The sequence below is a fragment of the Prevotella sp. genome (assembly GCF_051059605.1).
Taxonomy (GTDB): domain Bacteria; phylum Bacteroidota; class Bacteroidia; order Bacteroidales; family Bacteroidaceae; genus Prevotella.
This window is the reverse complement of sequence record NZ_CP050883.1, coordinates 2,536,134-2,554,100: the sequence shown is the minus strand read 5'-3', so window position 1 is coordinate 2,554,100 and position 17,967 is coordinate 2,536,134. Positions and strand designations below refer to the sequence as shown.

At 37.7% G+C, this 17,967-nt stretch carries 14 protein-coding genes and 1 tRNA gene; 1 reads left to right on the top strand and 14 read right to left on the bottom strand.

Annotation, left to right across the window (positions count from 1 at the left end; translation table 11 throughout):
• Positions 1-97: 97 nt before the first annotated feature.
• The 7 genes from HEQ28_RS10065 to HEQ28_RS10035 all read right to left on the bottom strand — a co-directional run bounded on the left by HEQ28_RS10065 (position 98) and on the right by HEQ28_RS10035 (position 7,686).
• Positions 98-892 (bottom strand): ADP-ribosylglycohydrolase family protein, encoded by a 795-nt coding sequence (locus tag HEQ28_RS10065; RefSeq protein WP_434502100.1) that lies wholly within the window; start codon positions 890-892, stop codon positions 98-100.
• Positions 893-943: 51 nt separating this feature from the next.
• Positions 944-1,015, bottom strand: a tRNA-Arg gene (locus HEQ28_RS10060).
• Between the two features lie 161 nt (positions 1,016-1,176).
• Entirely contained in the window at positions 1,177-2,469 is a 1,293-nt protein-coding gene (locus tag HEQ28_RS10055) for an L-cysteine desulfidase family protein (protein ID WP_434502099.1), read from the bottom strand.
• Positions 2,456-4,540 (bottom strand): protein-disulfide reductase DsbD family protein, encoded by a 2,085-nt coding sequence (locus HEQ28_RS10050; protein ID WP_434502098.1) that lies wholly within the window; start codon positions 4,538-4,540, stop codon positions 2,456-2,458. Before HEQ28_RS10050 ends, HEQ28_RS10055 begins: the two co-directional genes overlap by 14 nt.
• Before the next feature lie 191 nt (positions 4,541-4,731).
• Positions 4,732-5,193, bottom strand: a complete 462-nt coding sequence (locus HEQ28_RS10045; RefSeq protein WP_434502097.1) for a peroxiredoxin — start codon at positions 5,191-5,193, stop codon at positions 4,732-4,734.
• Positions 5,194-5,250: 57 nt separating this feature from the next.
• Positions 5,251-6,591, bottom strand: a complete 1,341-nt coding sequence (locus HEQ28_RS10040) for an adenylyltransferase/cytidyltransferase family protein (RefSeq protein WP_434502096.1) — start codon at positions 6,589-6,591, stop codon at positions 5,251-5,253.
• A gap of 12 nt (positions 6,592-6,603) precedes the next feature.
• Positions 6,604-7,686, bottom strand: coding sequence for a pyridoxal-phosphate-dependent aminotransferase family protein (locus tag HEQ28_RS10035; RefSeq protein WP_434502095.1), 1,083 nt, complete (start codon positions 7,684-7,686; stop codon positions 6,604-6,606).
• A gap of 127 nt (positions 7,687-7,813) precedes the next feature.
• Here HEQ28_RS10035 and HEQ28_RS10030 point away from each other — a divergent pair, with 127 nt between their 5' ends.
• A complete protein-coding gene (locus HEQ28_RS10030) occupies positions 7,814-8,863 on the top strand; it encodes a CDP-glycerol glycerophosphotransferase family protein (protein WP_434502094.1) in 1,050 nt (349 codons plus the stop codon).
• A gap of 1,057 nt (positions 8,864-9,920) precedes the next feature.
• On the opposite strand, the gene HEQ28_RS10025 is transcribed toward HEQ28_RS10030, so the two are convergent.
• From HEQ28_RS10025 to miaB, 7 genes are all read right to left on the bottom strand, one after another.
• Positions 9,921-10,928 carry a glycosyltransferase family 2 protein gene (locus HEQ28_RS10025; protein WP_434502093.1) on the bottom strand — a complete coding sequence of 336 codons (1,008 nt, stop codon included), beginning with the start codon at positions 10,926-10,928 and terminating at the stop codon, positions 9,921-9,923.
• 2 nt (positions 10,929-10,930) lie between these two features.
• On the bottom strand, positions 10,931-11,713 hold the full coding sequence (locus HEQ28_RS10020) for a glycosyltransferase family 2 protein (RefSeq protein WP_434502092.1): 783 nt from the start codon (positions 11,711-11,713) through the stop codon (positions 10,931-10,933).
• A 188-nt stretch (positions 11,714-11,901) separates the two neighbouring features.
• Complete coding sequence (locus HEQ28_RS10015; protein WP_434502091.1) at positions 11,902-12,936, bottom strand: galactofuranosyltransferase; 1,035 nt, start codon at positions 12,934-12,936, stop codon at positions 11,902-11,904.
• Positions 12,937-12,939: 3 nt separating this feature from the next.
• Positions 12,940-13,689 carry a lipopolysaccharide kinase InaA family protein gene (locus tag HEQ28_RS10010; RefSeq protein ID WP_434502090.1) on the bottom strand — a complete coding sequence of 250 codons (750 nt, stop codon included), beginning with the start codon at positions 13,687-13,689 and terminating at the stop codon, positions 12,940-12,942.
• 41 nt (positions 13,690-13,730) lie between these two features.
• A complete protein-coding gene (locus tag HEQ28_RS10005; RefSeq protein ID WP_434502089.1) occupies positions 13,731-14,666 on the bottom strand; it encodes a lysophospholipid acyltransferase family protein in 936 nt (311 codons plus the stop codon).
• Entirely contained in the window at positions 14,666-16,531 is a 1,866-nt protein-coding gene (locus HEQ28_RS10000; RefSeq protein WP_434502088.1) for an ABC transporter ATP-binding protein, read from the bottom strand. The genes HEQ28_RS10005 and HEQ28_RS10000 overlap by 1 nt, the downstream gene beginning before the upstream one ends.
• A 29-nt stretch (positions 16,532-16,560) precedes the next feature.
• Complete coding sequence (gene miaB, locus HEQ28_RS09995; protein ID WP_434502087.1) at positions 16,561-17,898, bottom strand: tRNA (N6-isopentenyl adenosine(37)-C2)-methylthiotransferase MiaB; 1,338 nt, start codon at positions 17,896-17,898, stop codon at positions 16,561-16,563.
• Between the last annotated feature and the right edge of the window lie 69 nt (positions 17,899-17,967).

Here is a 17,967-nt window from a genome sequence, read left to right as displayed (position 1 = left end):
CCGGTAAATAATAAAATTCGAATTCATGTGCAAATTTACAATAAAAAGGAAAAAGTACAAAATAAAACAGTCAAAAAGATATTGGTGTGTTTATTTGCTAATCTCTCAATTCATTCTGTATTCTTTGACAGAACTGAGTAACAAGATCCAACATGTCATCAGGAAGGTACTCGTAAGCTTTTTCTATCATGCTATCCGGAACCTCATAATAAGCCTCGGCGATGGCTCCACATATAGCAGCTTTGGTATCAGTATCACCACCTGCAGCAACAGCAATGCGTATTGCATCCTCAAAGTTGTCACTTTCAAGAAAACAGCTTATAGCATAAGGAACAGTCTCTTCACATAATCCATCGAAATGACCCTCACTGCCAATTTTGTATATGTCTTTAATCGTTGGAATTGAATATCCGAAATTGCGTTTCACAGCACTTTCAAGTTCTTCTTTAGTTATTCTGCATGTACGAAGCCAATAAATTATAGTAGCAACACATTGCGCACCCATAATTCCGTTTGGATGATTATGGCTCACTTCCGCACTTTTTTTAGCCTCTTCAAGTATCTCATGGTAATCATCAAAAAGCCAACCTACCGGACTTACCCTCATAGCAGCATCATTACCACAGCTGTTGCTGGGTTGTGGATTATCTTGTTCTATCCACTTGCTGAAAGTAGTGCTATATCCACTCATTGGATTTGGATATCTTCTGCACCAATCAAGAAGTGAATCCTTGTATGTCCTTTTATTAAGGATAGCATCAGCTATCGCGACACTACATATTGTGTCGTCGGTATAGTTGCAATCTTTATCGAATAGTGTAAAATTCGGTGTAGTCTGCTTTGCAAATTCAAAGCGTGAGCCTACGATGTCTCCAATTATTGCTCCGAGCATAGTATAAGGCTAAAAGGTTAATAATATTTGATGAGTCAAAAAGGCTCATTGTGGTCCCACCGAGAATCGAACTCGGATCTAATCTTTAGGAGAGACTTGTTCTATCCATTGAACTATAGGACCCCTTTATTAATGACTTTTCTAATTGTGAAAAGTGCGAATCTCATTTGCAAAGGTAATGCTTGTTGCCATAAGAACAAAATAAATTCATTTATTTTTGTTCCAAAAATGGTTTATTGCAACAATATTACCATTGCAAATAAAATAAAAGTCTGTAGTAAAAACTAGCAAGGAGTCTTATGTGTCATAATCTCAAGCACCATATCATCTGTAGAACACATTGCCTCTTTTCCTATACTTGTAAGATTATGTATGCTTTGATCTACATCGTGGTCAATGATTCCTTCTGCAGAAGTTACATGTTTTCCTTCACGAGCCAGCAATGCGCTCAAAAGAGCTGTACTAACACCAGAGCATATCTTAAGTGAACAACTTGGTTTAGCCCCGTCACATATCATTCCGGTAAGATTGGCTATCATGTTTTTTACAGCATGACAAACATCCTTGTAGTCGCCTCCCATAAGATATGTAATACCACAGCTTGAACCTATACTTGCTACAACACATCCGCAAAGTGCGCTTAGTTTACCAAGACTCTGCTTGATATATATAGCAGAAAGATGACTTAGCGTCAGTCCACGGATAAGTTCTTCCTCGGTATTTTCGTTTTCCTCTGCATAAACAGCTACAGGATTTGTAGCGCATATACCTTGGTTACCGGATCCGGAATTGCTCATTACAGGAATCATTGCGCCACCCATACGGGCATCGCATGCAGAGGCGGTCTTTGCGATAATATGAGAGAATATACTGTTACCGAAAATGCCACGACTCAGTGGACGGTCCATAGTTTTGCCTAGACAATGGCCGTAATTTCCCTTTAAACTTTCTTGTGCTGCCTTTAAGTTGTATTCCTTTGTTTTTAGGATGAATCTAAGCTCTTCAATAGGACTTGTTATTGCGAAGTCCCACACCATTTGCATGTTGAGGCTAATCTCTGTATCTTCGTTGTCGCAGTCAGTACCTTTACGTTTATCAAGAAGAATCTCACCGTTAAGCTCCTCATAGATAAAGTTCGTATGAGCTCCTGATATTATAGCCGTAGATTTGTTTTTACCCGACTGGCAAATCACTTCTATATAAAGTTTCTCTGTTATGTTAGGTTTCAAATTTATATCTATATGCTTTTCGCATACATATTTTTTCCCCATTTCAAGACTTTCACACGATAAGTCTTTTATAACTTCAAGCTTATATTTACTTTTACCAATGATAGCGCCGAGAGCAATGGCTATAGGCAATCCAATCATGTCAGTACCGGGAATGCCTACTCCCATTGCATTCTTCAGAATGTTGGCACTAAGCGAAACGGTTATCTTCTCAGGGACTACATTCAATATTTCTTTTGCACGTGCTGTGCAAAGTGATACTGCCATAGGTTCTGTACATCCTACGGCAGGAACCACCTCTTTGTTTATCAGCGAGAGAATCTGTTTACGAATATTATTGTCTAGCATTGTGATATTTATCTAATCCTTTTTGAAGGAAAGCTGTATAATCAGGAATATCCTCCTTATAAGAATAACTGCCGTTTAGAGGATTACCCTCATTGTCAACAGGGACATAGAATGGTTGGGCATTAGCACCAAACTTGCTACGTTGCAGGTAACTCCACTTATCACCAATAGTGCGCAGTGTACGCTTTTGCCCGTTTTCAGTTATTATCATAGGCTTTGATAGTGGAGTCTTATCGTCCACAAAGAGTGATATCAATATATATTCTTTGCTGATTTTCTCAGCTACTTGTGGGTCTGTCCATACAGAAGCTTCCATTTTGCGGCAATTGACACATCCAAATCCTGTAAAATCTAAAAGAGCTGGTTTGCCGGCAGCTTTTGCTGCAGCCATTCCTGCTTCATAATCAGTATATTGAGCTTTAATCTCTTTAGTATCTAGGTTAAAGTCCTGGGTATTCATTGGTGGAGCAAAGGCGCTTACAGCTTTACATGGTGCACCCCATAATCCGGGAATCATATATATAGCGAATGCTAATGAGCATAGTCCAAGCATAATACAAGGTACAGGCATTGGCTTGTTTATGTCGCCACCAACCTCATCGCTTTGGAATTTAAGCTTTCCGATGAGATATAGTCCGAGTGCACCGAATATGACAATCCATAGTGACAAGAAAACTTCTCTGTCAAGTATATGCCAACCATAGGCTAGGTCAGCAACACTAAAGAATTTCAGAGAGAAAGCTAATTCTATGAATCCAAGCACAACCTTTATCGTATTCATCCATGAACCAGAGCGTGGTGCGCTCTTCAGCCAACTTGGGAACATTGCAAACAAAGTGAATGGCAATGCCAAAGCAAGCGCAAATCCAAACATTCCGATTGCCGGGCCAAGTATAGAACCTGATGTAGCAAAATCCACAAGCAAGAACCCGATTATAGGACCTGTACATGAGAAACTTACAAGAGTAAGCGTGAAGGCCATAAGGAAGATAGAAAGCAATCCTGTTGTTGATGTTGCTTTCGTGTCTACTGCATTTCCCCATTTCTCTGGTAAGCGTATTTCAAACCAACCAAAGAAACTGACAGCAAACAAAATAAGCAGTAGACAGAACAGTATGTTGAATACCGCATTAGTGGCTAAAGCATTTAATGCCGACGCACCGAATAATCCTGTAACAGCAAGTCCTAAAGCTAAGTATATAACAACGATAGATATACCGTAGGTTATAGCGTCTCGTATACCTTTTTTCTTATTATCCTTTGCACGCTTCAGGAAGAAACTTACAGTCATTGGTATTATAGGCCATACACATGGCGTAAACAAAGCAAGCAGACCACCAAGGAAGCCCATAAAAAATATGTAAGTCCATGATTGATTATTGCTGTCGCTGTTTCCGTTCTGTTGTCTTAATTGCCCTATTACAGGTTTCCATAATGATGTTTTGTCAGCCGAAGAAAGACTTGTGCTGGTAATTGAATCAGCTTTTGAAATGCTGTCAGCCTTTAGTTTGGCAAGTGCAGCCTTTGCTTCAGGAGATCCACTTGCGGCAGCAAGCAACAACGCTTTGTTGTCAGAAGAAGATGCTGTATTTGTTTTACTTGTTGACGCAGCTGTAGCTGGACTCTTTCCGCTTTTGCTAAAGTCTACCGATGTTGGGGGTAGGCAATTTTTGTCATTACATGCACCATATTCTAGATATGCACTTATATTATAATTAGGCTTTGTGAACTTTACTTTCTGTACAAACTGGACACTATGCTCAAAATATCGGAGCTTCATATCAAACAGTTTGTCATAGTTAGATATTTCACTTCCACGGGGAGTTAATTTGCCTACAAGTTCAACTCCGTCAAGTTTGTTGACGTTAAACGTTGCAGAAATAGGTCCGTCAGCTCCCAAACCGGTGGAATAAACATGCCATCCCGAACTTATAGTTCCACTAAAAATAATTTCAGCCTCTGCCGTTCCGTTGGTTTTCAGTTGAGAAGAAAACTTTACCGGGTTTAACATTTGAGCCTGTGCCATAACAGCAATCAACATCATTATGGCTAATGATACAATCTTTTTCATATTTCTTTCTCGTCTTCTATTATACAATAATTTTATGCATCAAAATGATAATAATATATGATAGGTTATATTCGAAAATGACATATAACCTATCATTTTGATGCAAAACTACAAAAAATAATACGAAATGCTTATATTTTGTGAGCGTTTTTACATATTATTATTTATCAATCTGAATTATTGCCTTTAAACTACTCTTGAATATTATCAAGAATCTGGCTGGAATGTATTTTTACTTTTATCTCTTTTGGACCAATAATGCGTGTTATAACTCCAGCTTCATCAGTAATAAATGTTGTTCTGAATGTTCCCATAGTAACCTTACCATACATTTTCTTCTCACCAAATACACCTAGTTCCTCAATGAGTTTCTTTTCAGTATCAGCGATAAGAGGGAAAGGTAAGTCGTATTTCTCAATGAATTTTTTATGGGATTTCTCATCTTGAATGCTTACGCCAATGACAGCATATCCTTTTTCAAGGAATGAATGATAGTTATCGCGCAAATCACAAGCCTCACTAGTACATCCAGGCGTGCTATCTTTTGGATATACATACAATACAAGTTTTTTACCTTTGAAGTCACTTAGCTTCACTTCTTTTCCGTCTTGGTCTCTTCCGAGAACTTCCGGTAATTTCTGTCCTACTTCCATATCATTTAAATTTATAAAGTTTGAGCTACGCTTTATGCGTAATCCGTCTTTGTATTATTATAATAGTACTGTATCTTTTCGCTCATAGAAATTCTGAATGATATTTACTATGGCTCTTGAAATGTTCTTGTCTATATAAGAATATTTGTTCCCACTGCTTATCGACTTCAAAAAAGACACTAATTCGTATCTTATGCCTTCACCCTCAAGTGGATAGAAATGCCGCTTGTTATCGGCTGGATTCTCATATCTTACTTCAAAATAATCAGTCTTCCACCATGGAGCTGGTACGTATATGTAACCTTTCGTGCCGGATATGATTAGTTCACCTTCTGATTTTACGCCTTGTCCAACCTTTATTGAGGCAACAGCATGAGGATAAATTAATGATATCTTAGTAAACGTGTCATAGTCTAAGTCTTCACGCAGTAAATGTGTGGCAATTGTCTTTGAAGAATAATCAGTACCAAGTAACTGAAATACTGGTAACAAGGCTGTAGGTCCCCATGCGCAAATGCTGTTCCATATATTTGACAGCATGCCTTCATTATCTATCTCAACATTGTAAAGACTGGTGCATGTAGCATCAACAGATACAATCTTGCCTATTATTCCGCTTTTTGCCAAAAGGCAAAGTCTGTAATAAGCTAGACTGTAAGCAGTCTTTAGAGAATCCATCAATATACATTTGTTGTTTTCTGCAATAGCATATAATTCAGTAAGCTGGTCTTCACATATTGTTATTGGCGACTCACAGAGTACATGCTTACCTTTGCTCAATGCGCTTTTGATATCATCGTAATGATGTTTAGGACTCGATATAATATATACTCCGTCTGAATTTTCCAGTAAATCATCTATACTGTAATAAGTCGTAAGTTTTTTCAGTTCAGATGAGAAATACGTAGTGTCCCTTGAATATACACCACTTATAGACAATCCATTTACATAGTGACTCTCGCGTTCAATCTTGTTGAGTATTGGTGATTCTCCTATAAGCCCAATCCTCATGTCGCGTTTCTCGGCACGAATCTCTGAACTTGATATTCCTTGCGTCCTTTCAAGATACACTACTTTACAGAACTCTTTCAGATAGTCGAAGTGTCCTTCCCAGTCAGAACCTACAGTAAAGATGTCAACACCAAGTCTCTTGATATCGTCAATCTTTTGTCCTTCATATTCCTCTACGATAATTTCATCGGCAAGTCCGGTAGCTCTGACAGCCTCTATTCTCTCAATAAGAGACTGCTGCACATTGATTTTACCGCGTTCACGGTCGAAAGAATCAGCAGTGACTCCAACAATCAGATAGTCGCCAAGGGCTTTTGCTCTTTCCAGTAATCGGATATGTCCCTTGTGAATTAAATCGTATGTACCGTAGGTTATAACTTTTATCATACTTACTTTAGATTAAAGAAGTCCTTTTTTGTTGAGGTCTGCTAGGGCTGTAATAAGTTTAGTGTTGTCATCTATTGACAATGCTCCGATATGTCCCACACGGAATACTTGGTCTTTCAAGTCACCGCCGTTTGGACATATCCATATATCATATTTATCTTTCAACGTTGTGAAAATATCATAAGCAGAAACATTGAGAGGATGTATTGGCGTTACTGCATTTGAAAGAGATTTGGACACAATCTCAAAAGGTAAGTCTTTAATCCTATTTCTGAAATCAGCGGCTATACCATGAATCCTCTCAATCTCAGACTGTTCACCGCCAGTTTCGTCAATTTCTTTGAGCCTCATGTTTATCTGTCGCAGTATTCCTACTGCTGGAGTAAATGGTGTTTGACCGCGTTCTGCATTTTTCAGTGCGTCTTTTAGGTCGAAATACATACTTTTCACCTTGTTGTCCTTTACCCGTTCAACGGCTTTTTCTGAAAGTATGATTATAGATATACCAGGAGGACATGCAAGTGCTTTTTGTGATCCAGCAATCATGATGTCAGCGCATAACTCCTGCATGTTGAATGAATCTGCCAGAAAAGAACTAATTGCATCAACAACAAGAAACAAATTATTCCTTTTGCAGAATTCGCTAATCAGGTTTATGTTGTAGTGAACTCCAGTAGAAGTCTCGTGCACGTTTACAAGGAATCCCGTGTATCCTTTGCCTTCAAACGGTGAAAGAAGTTCTTCGGAAATGTCTTCACCGAAAGTTGGAATTATCTCGTCATAAGGAATGTCGTGGATTTGGCATAGTTCTACAAATCGGTGACCGAAACTACCACCGTTGATGATGAGCACTTTGTCGCTTGGGGTAAAGACGTTCATCACTGTTGCTTCCATTGATGCTGTGCCGGAACCTGTAATGAATAATACTTTAGCCTGTTCTTCGGCCTTGGCGAACTTTTTTATTAGTCGTTCGTTTTCAAGCATTATTTCCGAAAACTCAGGTGTTCTGAAATATGGTACTTGCTCACCTCCTATTTCTCTTACGGCATCAGAGGACATAACTGGTCCTACTGTAAAATTAAGCATATTCTTCATTTCGTTTATGTTGATTGCATCCATTTATGACACAATCGTGCACAAAAATAATAAAAATTATTCAGATAATGTTAGGTTGTTCCACATTAAATAATTACTTTTACAGTTAATATTAAAGTAATTAAATATGAAAATAGTTTTATTCTGCGAAAATAAATATGCAATAGATATACTTTATCCATTGTATCAAGAAGCAGAAGATGAAGGTGTGAATGATATTTTATGGTATGTTTATGAGAAGCGTATTCCAGATTTCCCATTGAAAGACAAAGTAAAATGGACTAACAGCATGCAGAGGGTTTATGATTTCTTTCCTGAGGCTGTGTATGTTCCTGGAAATATTGTGCCTTATTACCTTTCGGGCGTTAAGATTCAAATATTTCATGGCTATGCAGCAGAGAAGAAAGACCATTGGGTGATAAGAAGATACTTTGATACTTATTTCACGCAAGGACCATATTTCACTCGTAAATTTAAACAATTGTCTTTAAAATACGGTGATTTTGAAGTTCTGGAAACTGGCTGGACACGACAGGATTGGATAAGTTGCCATCGCTCTGACTTTGCAAATGAAAAAGTTGAATTGTTGGAAAAGTATGGCAAGAAGCAAATTGTGCTTTATGCTCCTACATTCTCTCCAAAATTAACTTCGCTTCCGTTGATAAAGGATGCACTTATAAAGTTAGCAAAAGAGAAGGATATCTTGTTGATGATGAAGTTTCATCCGTTAACAAGTCAACAATGGATAGACGAATATCGTCAGTTGGCTGAAGAACATGACAATATTATTTACGTTGATGATTTCAGTGTAACTAAATATATGCTTATGGCAGATGTAATGATTAGTGATACCTCATCTACCATTTACGAATTTCTGTTGCTTAACAAGCCAGTTATTACTTTGCGTGCAATCTCAAAAGACATTTATTGGAAGAATATTCAAGATCCAGAAGAATTGAGTAATGCTTTCGAGCAAGTGCAGCACGATGAGGAATATAAATCACTGCGCAGTTGGGTGATACAAAACTACGATCCATATACAGATGGAATGGTAGCACACAGAATGCTTGAGGGTGCCCGCGATTATATACGTCGTCATGGTGTGCCTAAAAAGAGAAAACTGAATTTGTGGAGAAAATATGCAAGTATAAAAACATTTGGAAAGGTAAGACGTTAAGTCTTACCTTTTTATTTTATAGCTGTTAGCTAAAATTATGATGGGCATAACTGTTTATCTTAGATTCATTAAGAGCCTAGATTTCTCCGTAACGTTTTTTGGTACTTTCTCTGTGTCTTTTGCGTTTTTTAGCTACGAAGATGGCATCTCTCAAAAAGCTTATAAATAAGGGGACTACCGATATGTGACCGGCATAATTTAGCTACTGTAACCTACGTTCTAACTGCGTTATCAATATTTTCCTTTATTAATGTACGTGAGGGCACGCGCGCACCTAGGGTTTTGCAAAATATAAGCGTCTAATTGTCAACTTATTGAATGTCAGTATTTTATCGACGAATTTGACTAAATAAAGTGACGGTGGTCTGACAGTCAAATTTCAAGTTTTTCATGCGTTTCTATATAGAAACGCAACTGTTTTCATATAGAAACGCAAACGTTTCTACGATGTTTTACCTTCTATTTCATCGTAAAACGCACTGCAATATAACGTAAAACGCACTGTAAAACATCGTAAAACGCATCGTAATTCTTCGTAAAACGCAATACGAAATGATGAAAAATATCCCACATATTTTATCGACGAATAACCAGTACTTCATTCGATCCGAAAAGAGTTCTAGCAATTTGATACTCAATGGATAGACACTTTGACACTTGTTTTTACGAAAAACTCAGAGTGCGCGCGCATGCCTGCGCACGTGTGTTATGATGTGAAGCACCAAGTATTTATGACTTTGGCTAACAGGCTAACCAAAATCTGATTGCATGGGCAAAAATTTTGCAGTATCTTTGCCGAGAATTCAGTGGAATTCATCAGAACATTTAAACAAGCTTAATGATTCTGATTCTGTTTTGCTGTATCAATTTACATATCCGCTGCGCGTTCTGATTCAGCCAACAGCTCTTTGACAAATTTACTTATAGATTACCATTATAAGATGACACAACTTGACAGTTGTATTTAGTAATAATAAAAATATACCTCTAAATAGACGAAAACCCTAAACGCACAATCATATAAGCACATGAGAGAGCATGCTTAAAATGACTTGTTTTAATGCAGGAACTTATACATGCTGATGTTTAATCTAAGCCATCTGCTGTTATGATTCTTGCGCCATACAGAAATATATTTTATAGGGAATAGAGGCATACTCATTGGTAAATTGCCTGTAGCCTTATACAAATTAAAGTTCAACGACTTGATTTTGTTGTCAAGCATATCTAGGTCTTTGTCGTTGATTGCTTGTCTTTTCAGTATGTATGTACGGAATATAAACCTGCATCTCTTTAGAAGTTTATAGTTAAGCATATTCATTATATCATCAGGTACATTGTTGAAGTGACAGGCTTGTTCTATCATATTGCAAGTACATACAATGTTATCTCTGAAATGCTTGTCTGAAAACGCAGAACTCATCGTTTGTCCTTCACGTCCAAGAGTGTATCTGTAGAGAGGTAGTTTAAAGTATATGGCGGTTTTAACTTCTGTAAATGGACTGAATATCCATTCCTGATCGGTGTAAGATATACCTTCTGTTTGTTTGTAATCAATACCAAGTAGAAGTTCTCTTTTATAAGCCACGTTGTGCATCCAAAGATTCCAAATGTTATTGTCTTTGCATAACTCCCTGAAGTCAACAATGTTATTTTCAGGAATATCACAGCTTACGATTGTCTCAAATTCGGGATATACTTTAACGTAATCGCTAATCACCATATCGGTGTCACATTCCTTAATGTAGTTTAGGTAAGCTTCAAAAACTCTAGTGTTAAAACAATCGTCGGCATCAAGTACTTTTATGTATTTTCCAGTAGCTCTTCTAAGTCCAACGTTTACACAAGAACCATAATTCCCGTTCCCCTTGTCAATGACGACAAACGTATCAGGATATTTGTCTCCGTATTTTTTGGCAATGTCATAAGAAGCGTCTTGGCTTCCGTCGTTGATTACCAAAACTTCAATAAGCGACATGTTATCTGTGAGCAGTGAATCAAGGCATGCCTCCAGATAGTTTTCCATATTGTATGTCGGGATTATTATAGATAAAAGTTTCTGCATGTTTATTTATCGTCGTGAGTTAAACCATTTTTGCATCTCTTTCTATTCTTGTTGGTAAAAGCAATCTTAAAATTATTCTCGACAACTTTACCTCTCTTGTGATAAAGATGATGTTCTATTGCACAAAATTGAGCATATTTCTTATTTATGCCATTATTCATCAGCCTATTAAAAAGGTCAATATCTTCTACACCATAGCCAACGATGTCCTCGTCAAATCCGTTTACTATCTCGAGGTCACTTTTAAACATCGCCATGTTTGCACCTCGCCCATATAATTTATTCCAGCTATACATCTTAGAAGTCAATGGGAATAAGCATCTGATGTGTACCATATTCACTTTGCGTATGATTCCCTTTGTAAAAAGTCCTAACTTAACTTTTTTACTTGAGAGTAGCCTTTTCGACAACAAAGCAGATAGCTTAGTGCGACCACCAATAACAAAGCATCCTTTAGTAGCTAGTCGCTCATGATCTTCAATAAATTTCTTGTCAAGGATAATATCTTGGTCTATAAATATAACATAATCACCTGTACAGTATGACCTTATGGCATTATTTCTTGATAATGCCAGTCTGAATCCCTCATCAGGTATCCATGCATGCATTAACTTACATGGGAAGTCTTTCTGCATATTTTCAATAAGAGTCTTTGTCTCGCCTTTAGATCCGTCGTCAGCAATAATTACCTCATCTGGCATACGTGTTTGTATCATGATGCTTTTGAGGCAAAGGTGCAATGCCTCTGGCCAGTTATACGTCGATACAATTAGACTGATTTTCATACCTATATTATTAATGATGTTCCTATATTATGCCAAGATGGTGCAAAAATAAACAGTGTGATATTTTTCTTTACTTTTGTTTTTTGTGGCCTATCTTTTTGCAAAGATAGGCATATTTTGGCGATTTTGTATGTGAAAAGTACGTTTTTTTATTTACTTTCTACTTTTTCTTTAATTTTAAGCTATTCTTAAATAAACTTTTCCATTCCCTCAGTAATAGCTTTATTTAAAAACGTACCATTACTTAAATCCTTGCTTATACGACTTACATTTTCACGCATTTTTTGCATTTCTTCTAATGTTATTGATTGAAGAATATCGTTAAGTTCGGCGATGTTAGATATACATATACCAATGCCTTCGCTCTTGATTATCGGCGCTACAGCAGCCTCTTTCCATACAATGATTGGTAATCCTGCACGAAGATAGAATGAAACCTTATGAGGACTATTCCAGCGCAGATATTCTCCGAACGAACCAGCGCATGTGTCCAGTGAGTCTCCGTCCCATACAAATCCGAAATCTCCGTCTACATGGGCAATAAATTCTTCTGATTTCATGAAATCATGGACATGTATGCAATCAGAATCCTCTAGTCCTGGAAGTCCGTTTCTATTCCCGTATATGTTCAGGTTATAACCTTTTATCATATCTTGCATTTTCAAAAGAAAAGCATTCTTCCTGATAGCAAGTGCTCCGGCATATACAAGAGAGTAATGATTATTTTTACATACGTGTTCTTTAGATGTTGATATGGATCTGTAATCAAACAGTCCAAGTGAACCTAGGGATTTGTTATATCCGTGATCTTTTAGCCATGTCGCCATCATTTCGTTTGACGCAATCACATGGTCTGCATGCATTAGTCTTGAAATCTCTTGTTTTATTGTGAGTTTTTTGCGTCTCATGGAACCAAGGTCATGAATAAGTGCAATGACCTTTGCATTATGTAGATGTGCATAATTGCATATAAAAGAAAAATATTTCTTTACCGGATATTGCAACACAATGACATCACCTTTCTTGATTGTGAACATCATTTTAATGATACCTGCCAAATCAAAAAAGAATGTGATTATCTTACTGTCATAATATGTAGTTGGCAAACCGAGGTTGTGTGCGTTGAGTTCTCTTAAAGTATGCTCGTTGTCAGTCTTGGCTTTATTGCCAGAGTTCTCTATCGTTTGATAGTTGCGTGATATGTAGCAAAGGCGTTTTGTCATGTTCTAAAGTTCTAACGTGAATTTTAATTTGTGTTTTTTCTGAAATCTTTGCCAAAACCTAGCTCTTGCAGGCATGGCAATGTTTAGAGCAGCATCTACGTTAAAGTGACGTGAGTTAGCGTATTCAGTAACCAGAAGTTGGATAAATCTTTTTGGACCCCATAATCTGGTTAAGTTTATTACTCCCATTTTCAATTCGACGTTTCCGAAATGCATTCTGTTTATGTCTACTATCGTGAAATGATAACCTTGATTGTCTTTTTTCCACAATATGTTTCCTGGAGTAAAATCTTTGTGCATGATATTTTTCTCATGCATGTCGGCTGCAAACTTTCCAAGAGCGATAGCCATTCCTTCATATTCTTCTGGTGTAGCGTCACCCATTTCATAAAGAGTGTGACCATAATCGCACTGTATGCTGATGAAATATGAAAAGCCTAGAAGATGAAGAAATCCTCTTTGTTCAATCAGTGCTATTGGCTCTGGTGTAGAAATGCCTTTTCTGAGCATTATATCAGGATATTCGAAAGCTCGTTGTCCCTTAGGTTTGCGAATTCCCCATGAATATACGAATTTGTTTGGACCAGCTGGAATATGATATCTCTTCACATTCACGACTTGTCCGTCAGAGGTAGTAAAAATCTTTATTTCGTTTCTTCCCTCATATATTGTAATGCCCTCTTTTTCGAAAATATCGGGGATATTTTCAATCCATTGGCGCATAGATTCGTATTTAGGATTTATTTTTATCATCTATCTGATCTTTATCTTCTATTTTTAATGATGCAATATCATTAATCTTCATTGTCTTTTTTAGCAATAACCTTTCCGTTTACAACTTGGAATCTTCTGTTGAATTCCTCTCTAGTGCGTTTCCAACGTTTATGAGTCCATAGATAGTAACGTGGCTCCTTATTTATTGTTTCTTCAAGCATACTGAAGAATCGCCTTGTTATCTCATGTTCTGGTAGTGAATTTGGATCTTTCGTTATGAGTTTATATGTTGCAGTGTAGTATCCTCGTTTAGGACGCGACATCTCAACATAAAACACTGCGTCATTCATCTTTTTCATTATACGCTCAGCCCCAGTGAAAACTGGAGTTTCAGGGTGGTTGAGAAAAGGTAGCCATAGATGTATGTTTTCCCATTTTGGTCCCTGATCTGATATATATCCAAAGATACTTCTCGTCCCATTGCGGCGGTAGTCTATAAGAAATCTCAGTATATCCTTTTTAGGTACGGTTACGCCATTTGCTTGTGATGAACGTATCTGCTTGAAAAGATTATCGAAAGCAGAGTTTCGTAATGGGTGGTATACAAGTCCCATGATACGACTTTTGGGTAGGTCTATGCCTACGCAAGAAAGCCATTCCCAGTTGCAATAATGTCCTAGTATTGTCGCCACATCCTGTCCTTCTTGGAAGCATTTCTCAACTTCTTCAGAATTAACAGTCTTGAACCTTCTCCTAAGTTCACTATCACTGATGCTCAACAGTTTCACAGCCTCAAAGAAGTAATCTGCAAACCAGTGATAGAAGCCTTTTTCGATGTGCTTAATCTCTTTCTTACTCTTGTCAGGAAAAGCAGTCGTTATATTTTGGTTTACTACTTTTCTTCTGTATTTGATAATATGATATACTATCAAATATTCAAAGTCTGCCATGCCGTAGAGTATTCTTAGGGGCAATAGCGACAATATATAAAAAAAGTAATATACTATTCTTGTCATTAGCTTTGCATGTCGTGTAGTTTCTTGTAATACCCGTCTTTATCCAATAACTCCTGATGAGTGCCTCGTTCGACAATCTGCCCCTCGTGTAGCACACAAATCTCGTCAGCATTCTTAATTGTACTCAGACGGTGGGCGATAGCTACTGTAGTACGAGTTTTCATTAGTCGTTCTAGGGCATCCTGAACAAGACGTTCGCTTTCTGTATCAAGTGCGGAAGTCGCTTCGTCAAGAATCAATATAGGAGGATTCTTAAGTATTGCTCTAGCTATACTTACTCGCTGGCGCTGTCCGCCACTTAATCTGCTTCCACGGTCACCGATATTTGTTTCGAATCCGTTTTCGCTTTGAGTGATGAAGTCGTATGCATTGGCAATTTTTGCGGCATCTTCTATCTGCTTATCAGTTGCGCCTTCAACACCAAAAGAGATGTTGTTGCGGAATGTATCGTTGAAAAGGATCGCTTCTTGATTCACGTTGCCAATAAGTTGACGCAAATCATTAATTCCAAGGTCTTTAACGTTGATGCCGTCAATTGAAACTTCGCCTTCCTGTACATCATAATAGCGTGGGATGAGGTCTACCAATGTGCTCTTACCGCCGCCGCTCTGTCCTACCAAAGCAATAGTCTTACCCTTTGGAATTGTGAGATTTATGTTTTTAAGTACCCATATAGTCTCACTTCTACCGTCTTTTGTTGATGAGTTGTAAGAAAAAGATACATTCTTGAATTCTATCTGATGTTCGAAACTCTTTATGTGAGTTGGATTTTCTTTTTCCTTAATATCTATTTCTGCTTTTAGAATCTTGTCAACACGCTCCATACTTGCAAGTCCTTTTGGAATGTTATATCCTGCTTTAGAAAACTCTTTCAATGGGTTTATGATAGAATATAGCATTACAAGATAGTATATGAATTTAGGACCTGTGAGTGTGTGGTTGTTGAGAACAAGTATTCCTCCAACCCACAAGACTATGATAATCATCATTGTACCCAGAAATTCACTCATTGGGTGAGCTAGTTGTTGGCGTGTATTTACACGCATGATATTATCACGATACTTGCTGTTTATGTTGTCAAAACGTTTGTTCATCTTACCTTCTGCACAGAAGGCCTTTATTATTCGCAGACCTCCCAAGGTTTCCTCCACTTGACTCATTGTGTCACTCCAAAGACTTTGTGCCTCAATACTATGGGCTTTAAGCTTTCGTCCGACAAGTCCCATAAACCAACCGAATATAGGTACAAAGATGATAGTGAATAATGTAAGCTGCCAAGATATCACCATCAGTGCTATGAAATAGCTTATTATGAGTACTGGATTTTTAAACAGCATATCAAGGCTTGACATGATGGAACCCTCAATTTCCTGGACATCACCACTCATTCTGGCAATGATGTCTCCTTTGCGCTCCTCACTAAAGAAGCCAAGTGATAAAGCATTGATTTTCTGATACAGTTGGTTGCGGATGTCGCGTACCACACCTGTACGTATAGGAATGATCGTTGCTGATGAAAGAAAATAGGACACGGTTTTTAATAAAGTCATGAATGCAAGCAGTAATCCTATAACGAGAAGGGTGTTAGCAGCACCAACCTCAACAATAAAATGCTGTATGAAGTAGTTGGCATTATTAGTGAACCAGTTTGTGACGTCATTGAATGAATGTACGTTATCCCAGCTGATAAGGCTTTTTATCACTTTTGCATCACTTGTTTTGAACAGTATCTGCAAAATAGGGATAAGTGTGGCAAAGGAGAATATATTCAATATTGCTGACAGGATATTGAATATCACGCTCCATGTCAAATATTTCTTGTATGGTGGCACAAATCTTCTTAGTACCTGGAAAAATTCTTTCATATATGATTATATATAATGTGGCGCCTTTTTTAGGCTTCTATTTCTTTACCTAATAGAGTAGCACTTGTTGAATCGGTGATTTTTACATTTACAAATTCTCCGATATGATGATTGCCTTTCTCTATCACTACAGCCTTGTTTTGCTGTGTGCGTCCCATAAGATGATTACGGTCTCGCTTGCTGAAACGTTCTATAAGAATTTCAAATTCTTTTCCTTCATCTTTCTTATTCTGCTGTGCGCTAATCTCTGTCTGCAACTGTATGAGTTGGTTAAGACGTGATATTTTCAAGTCCTCAGCTACGTTGTCTGGCAGATGCTTTGCAGCATAAGTTCCAGGACGTTCGCTATATTTAAACATGAACGCAGAATCAAAGCCTACCTCTTTTACGAGGGAAAGTGTCTGCTCATGATCTTCTTCTGTCTCATCGTGATAGCCTACGAAGATATCTGTTGTGATGCCGCATCCAGGAATGATTGTCTTAATCGCGTTGATTTTCGATAGATAATCTTCACGTGTATATTTGCGGTTCATAAGTTTTAAAATCTTGTTGCTTCCGCTCTGTGCAGGGAAGTGGATATGCTTGCATAGGTTTGGTTCTTCTGCAATTGCATGAAGAATATCCTCAGTCATATCTTCTGGATTTGAAGTAGTGAATCTTACACGCATATCAGGTACGCTCTGTGCAACCTTGTGTAATAATTCGGCAAAAGACGCTCCATTTTCAGGACGTTTCCCGTTTGGTAACAAGCCATATGAGTTTACGTTCTGACCAAGAAGAGTTACCTCCTTAAAACCCTTATCGTGAAGGTCTTTCACTTCTGCAAGTATACTTTCTACGTCACGACTGCGTTCACGTCCACGAGTATAAGGTACAATGCAGTAATGACAGAAATTGTTGCATCCGCGCATGATACTAACAAAACCACTTACATGATTTCCGCCAATACGTTGTGGTAATATGTTGCGATAGGTTTCTGTTGTAGATAAATCTGTATTCATTGCGTTGTTACCCATTTCGCATTCCGCAATCATGCTTGGTAGGTCAAGATATGAGTCTGGTCCGCATACCAAGTTTACATAATGATTTTGTATGAGGTCGTCTTTCACACGTTCAGCCATACATCCAAGGACACCAAGTATTAGCTTACGTCCTTTTTTCTGTTCGGCATGTAAAGTGTCAAGTCTGTTGTAAATTTTATTTTCTGCATTCTCACGAATACTGCATGTATTCAGGAAGATAGCATCGGCATCGTCTTCGTTCTCACAAACGTCATATCCCGCCATCTTCATTACTGAGGCAACTACTTCGCTGTCGGCTACATTCATTTGACAGCCGTATGTCTCGATATATAGTTTCTTATCCATTTTTTATTTGATAAATATTAGTGTGCAAAGTTACTAATTATAATTGATAATCTAATGATATTTGTTGGT

What these genes read in the sequence shown, in the direction of transcription:
- HEQ28_RS10065 (WP_434502100.1), bottom strand. Translation starts at nt 892, where the DNA reads ATGCTCGGAGCAATAATTGGAGACATCGTAGGCTCACGCTTTGAATTT.
- HEQ28_RS10055 (WP_434502099.1), bottom strand. Translation starts at nt 2,469, where the DNA reads ATGCTAGACAATAATATTCGTAAACAGATTCTCTCGCTGATAAACAAA.
- HEQ28_RS10050 (WP_434502098.1), bottom strand. Translation starts at nt 4,540, where the DNA reads ATGAAAAAGATTGTATCATTAGCCATAATGATGTTGATTGCTGTTATG.
- HEQ28_RS10045 (WP_434502097.1), bottom strand. Translation starts at nt 5,193, where the DNA reads ATGGAAGTAGGACAGAAATTACCGGAAGTTCTCGGAAGAGACCAAGAC.
- HEQ28_RS10040 (WP_434502096.1), bottom strand. Translation starts at nt 6,591, where the DNA reads ATGATAAAAGTTATAACCTACGGTACATACGATTTAATTCACAAGGGA.
- HEQ28_RS10035 (WP_434502095.1), bottom strand. Translation starts at nt 7,686, where the DNA reads ATGAAGAATATGCTTAATTTTACAGTAGGACCAGTTATGTCCTCTGAT.
- HEQ28_RS10030 (WP_434502094.1), top strand. Translation starts at nt 7,814, where the DNA reads ATGAAAATAGTTTTATTCTGCGAAAATAAATATGCAATAGATATACTT.
- HEQ28_RS10025 (WP_434502093.1), bottom strand. Translation starts at nt 10,928, where the DNA reads ATGCAGAAACTTTTATCTATAATAATCCCGACATACAATATGGAAAAC.
- HEQ28_RS10020 (WP_434502092.1), bottom strand. Translation starts at nt 11,713, where the DNA reads ATGAAAATCAGTCTAATTGTATCGACGTATAACTGGCCAGAGGCATTG.
- HEQ28_RS10015 (WP_434502091.1), bottom strand. Translation starts at nt 12,936, where the DNA reads ATGACAAAACGCCTTTGCTACATATCACGCAACTATCAAACGATAGAG.
- HEQ28_RS10010 (WP_434502090.1), bottom strand. Translation starts at nt 13,689, where the DNA reads ATGATAAAAATAAATCCTAAATACGAATCTATGCGCCAATGGATTGAA.
- HEQ28_RS10005 (WP_434502089.1), bottom strand. Translation starts at nt 14,666, where the DNA reads ATGACAAGAATAGTATATTACTTTTTTTATATATTGTCGCTATTGCCC.
- HEQ28_RS10000 (WP_434502088.1), bottom strand. Translation starts at nt 16,531, where the DNA reads ATGAAAGAATTTTTCCAGGTACTAAGAAGATTTGTGCCACCATACAAG.
- miaB (WP_434502087.1), bottom strand. Translation starts at nt 17,898, where the DNA reads ATGGATAAGAAACTATATATCGAGACATACGGCTGTCAAATGAATGTA.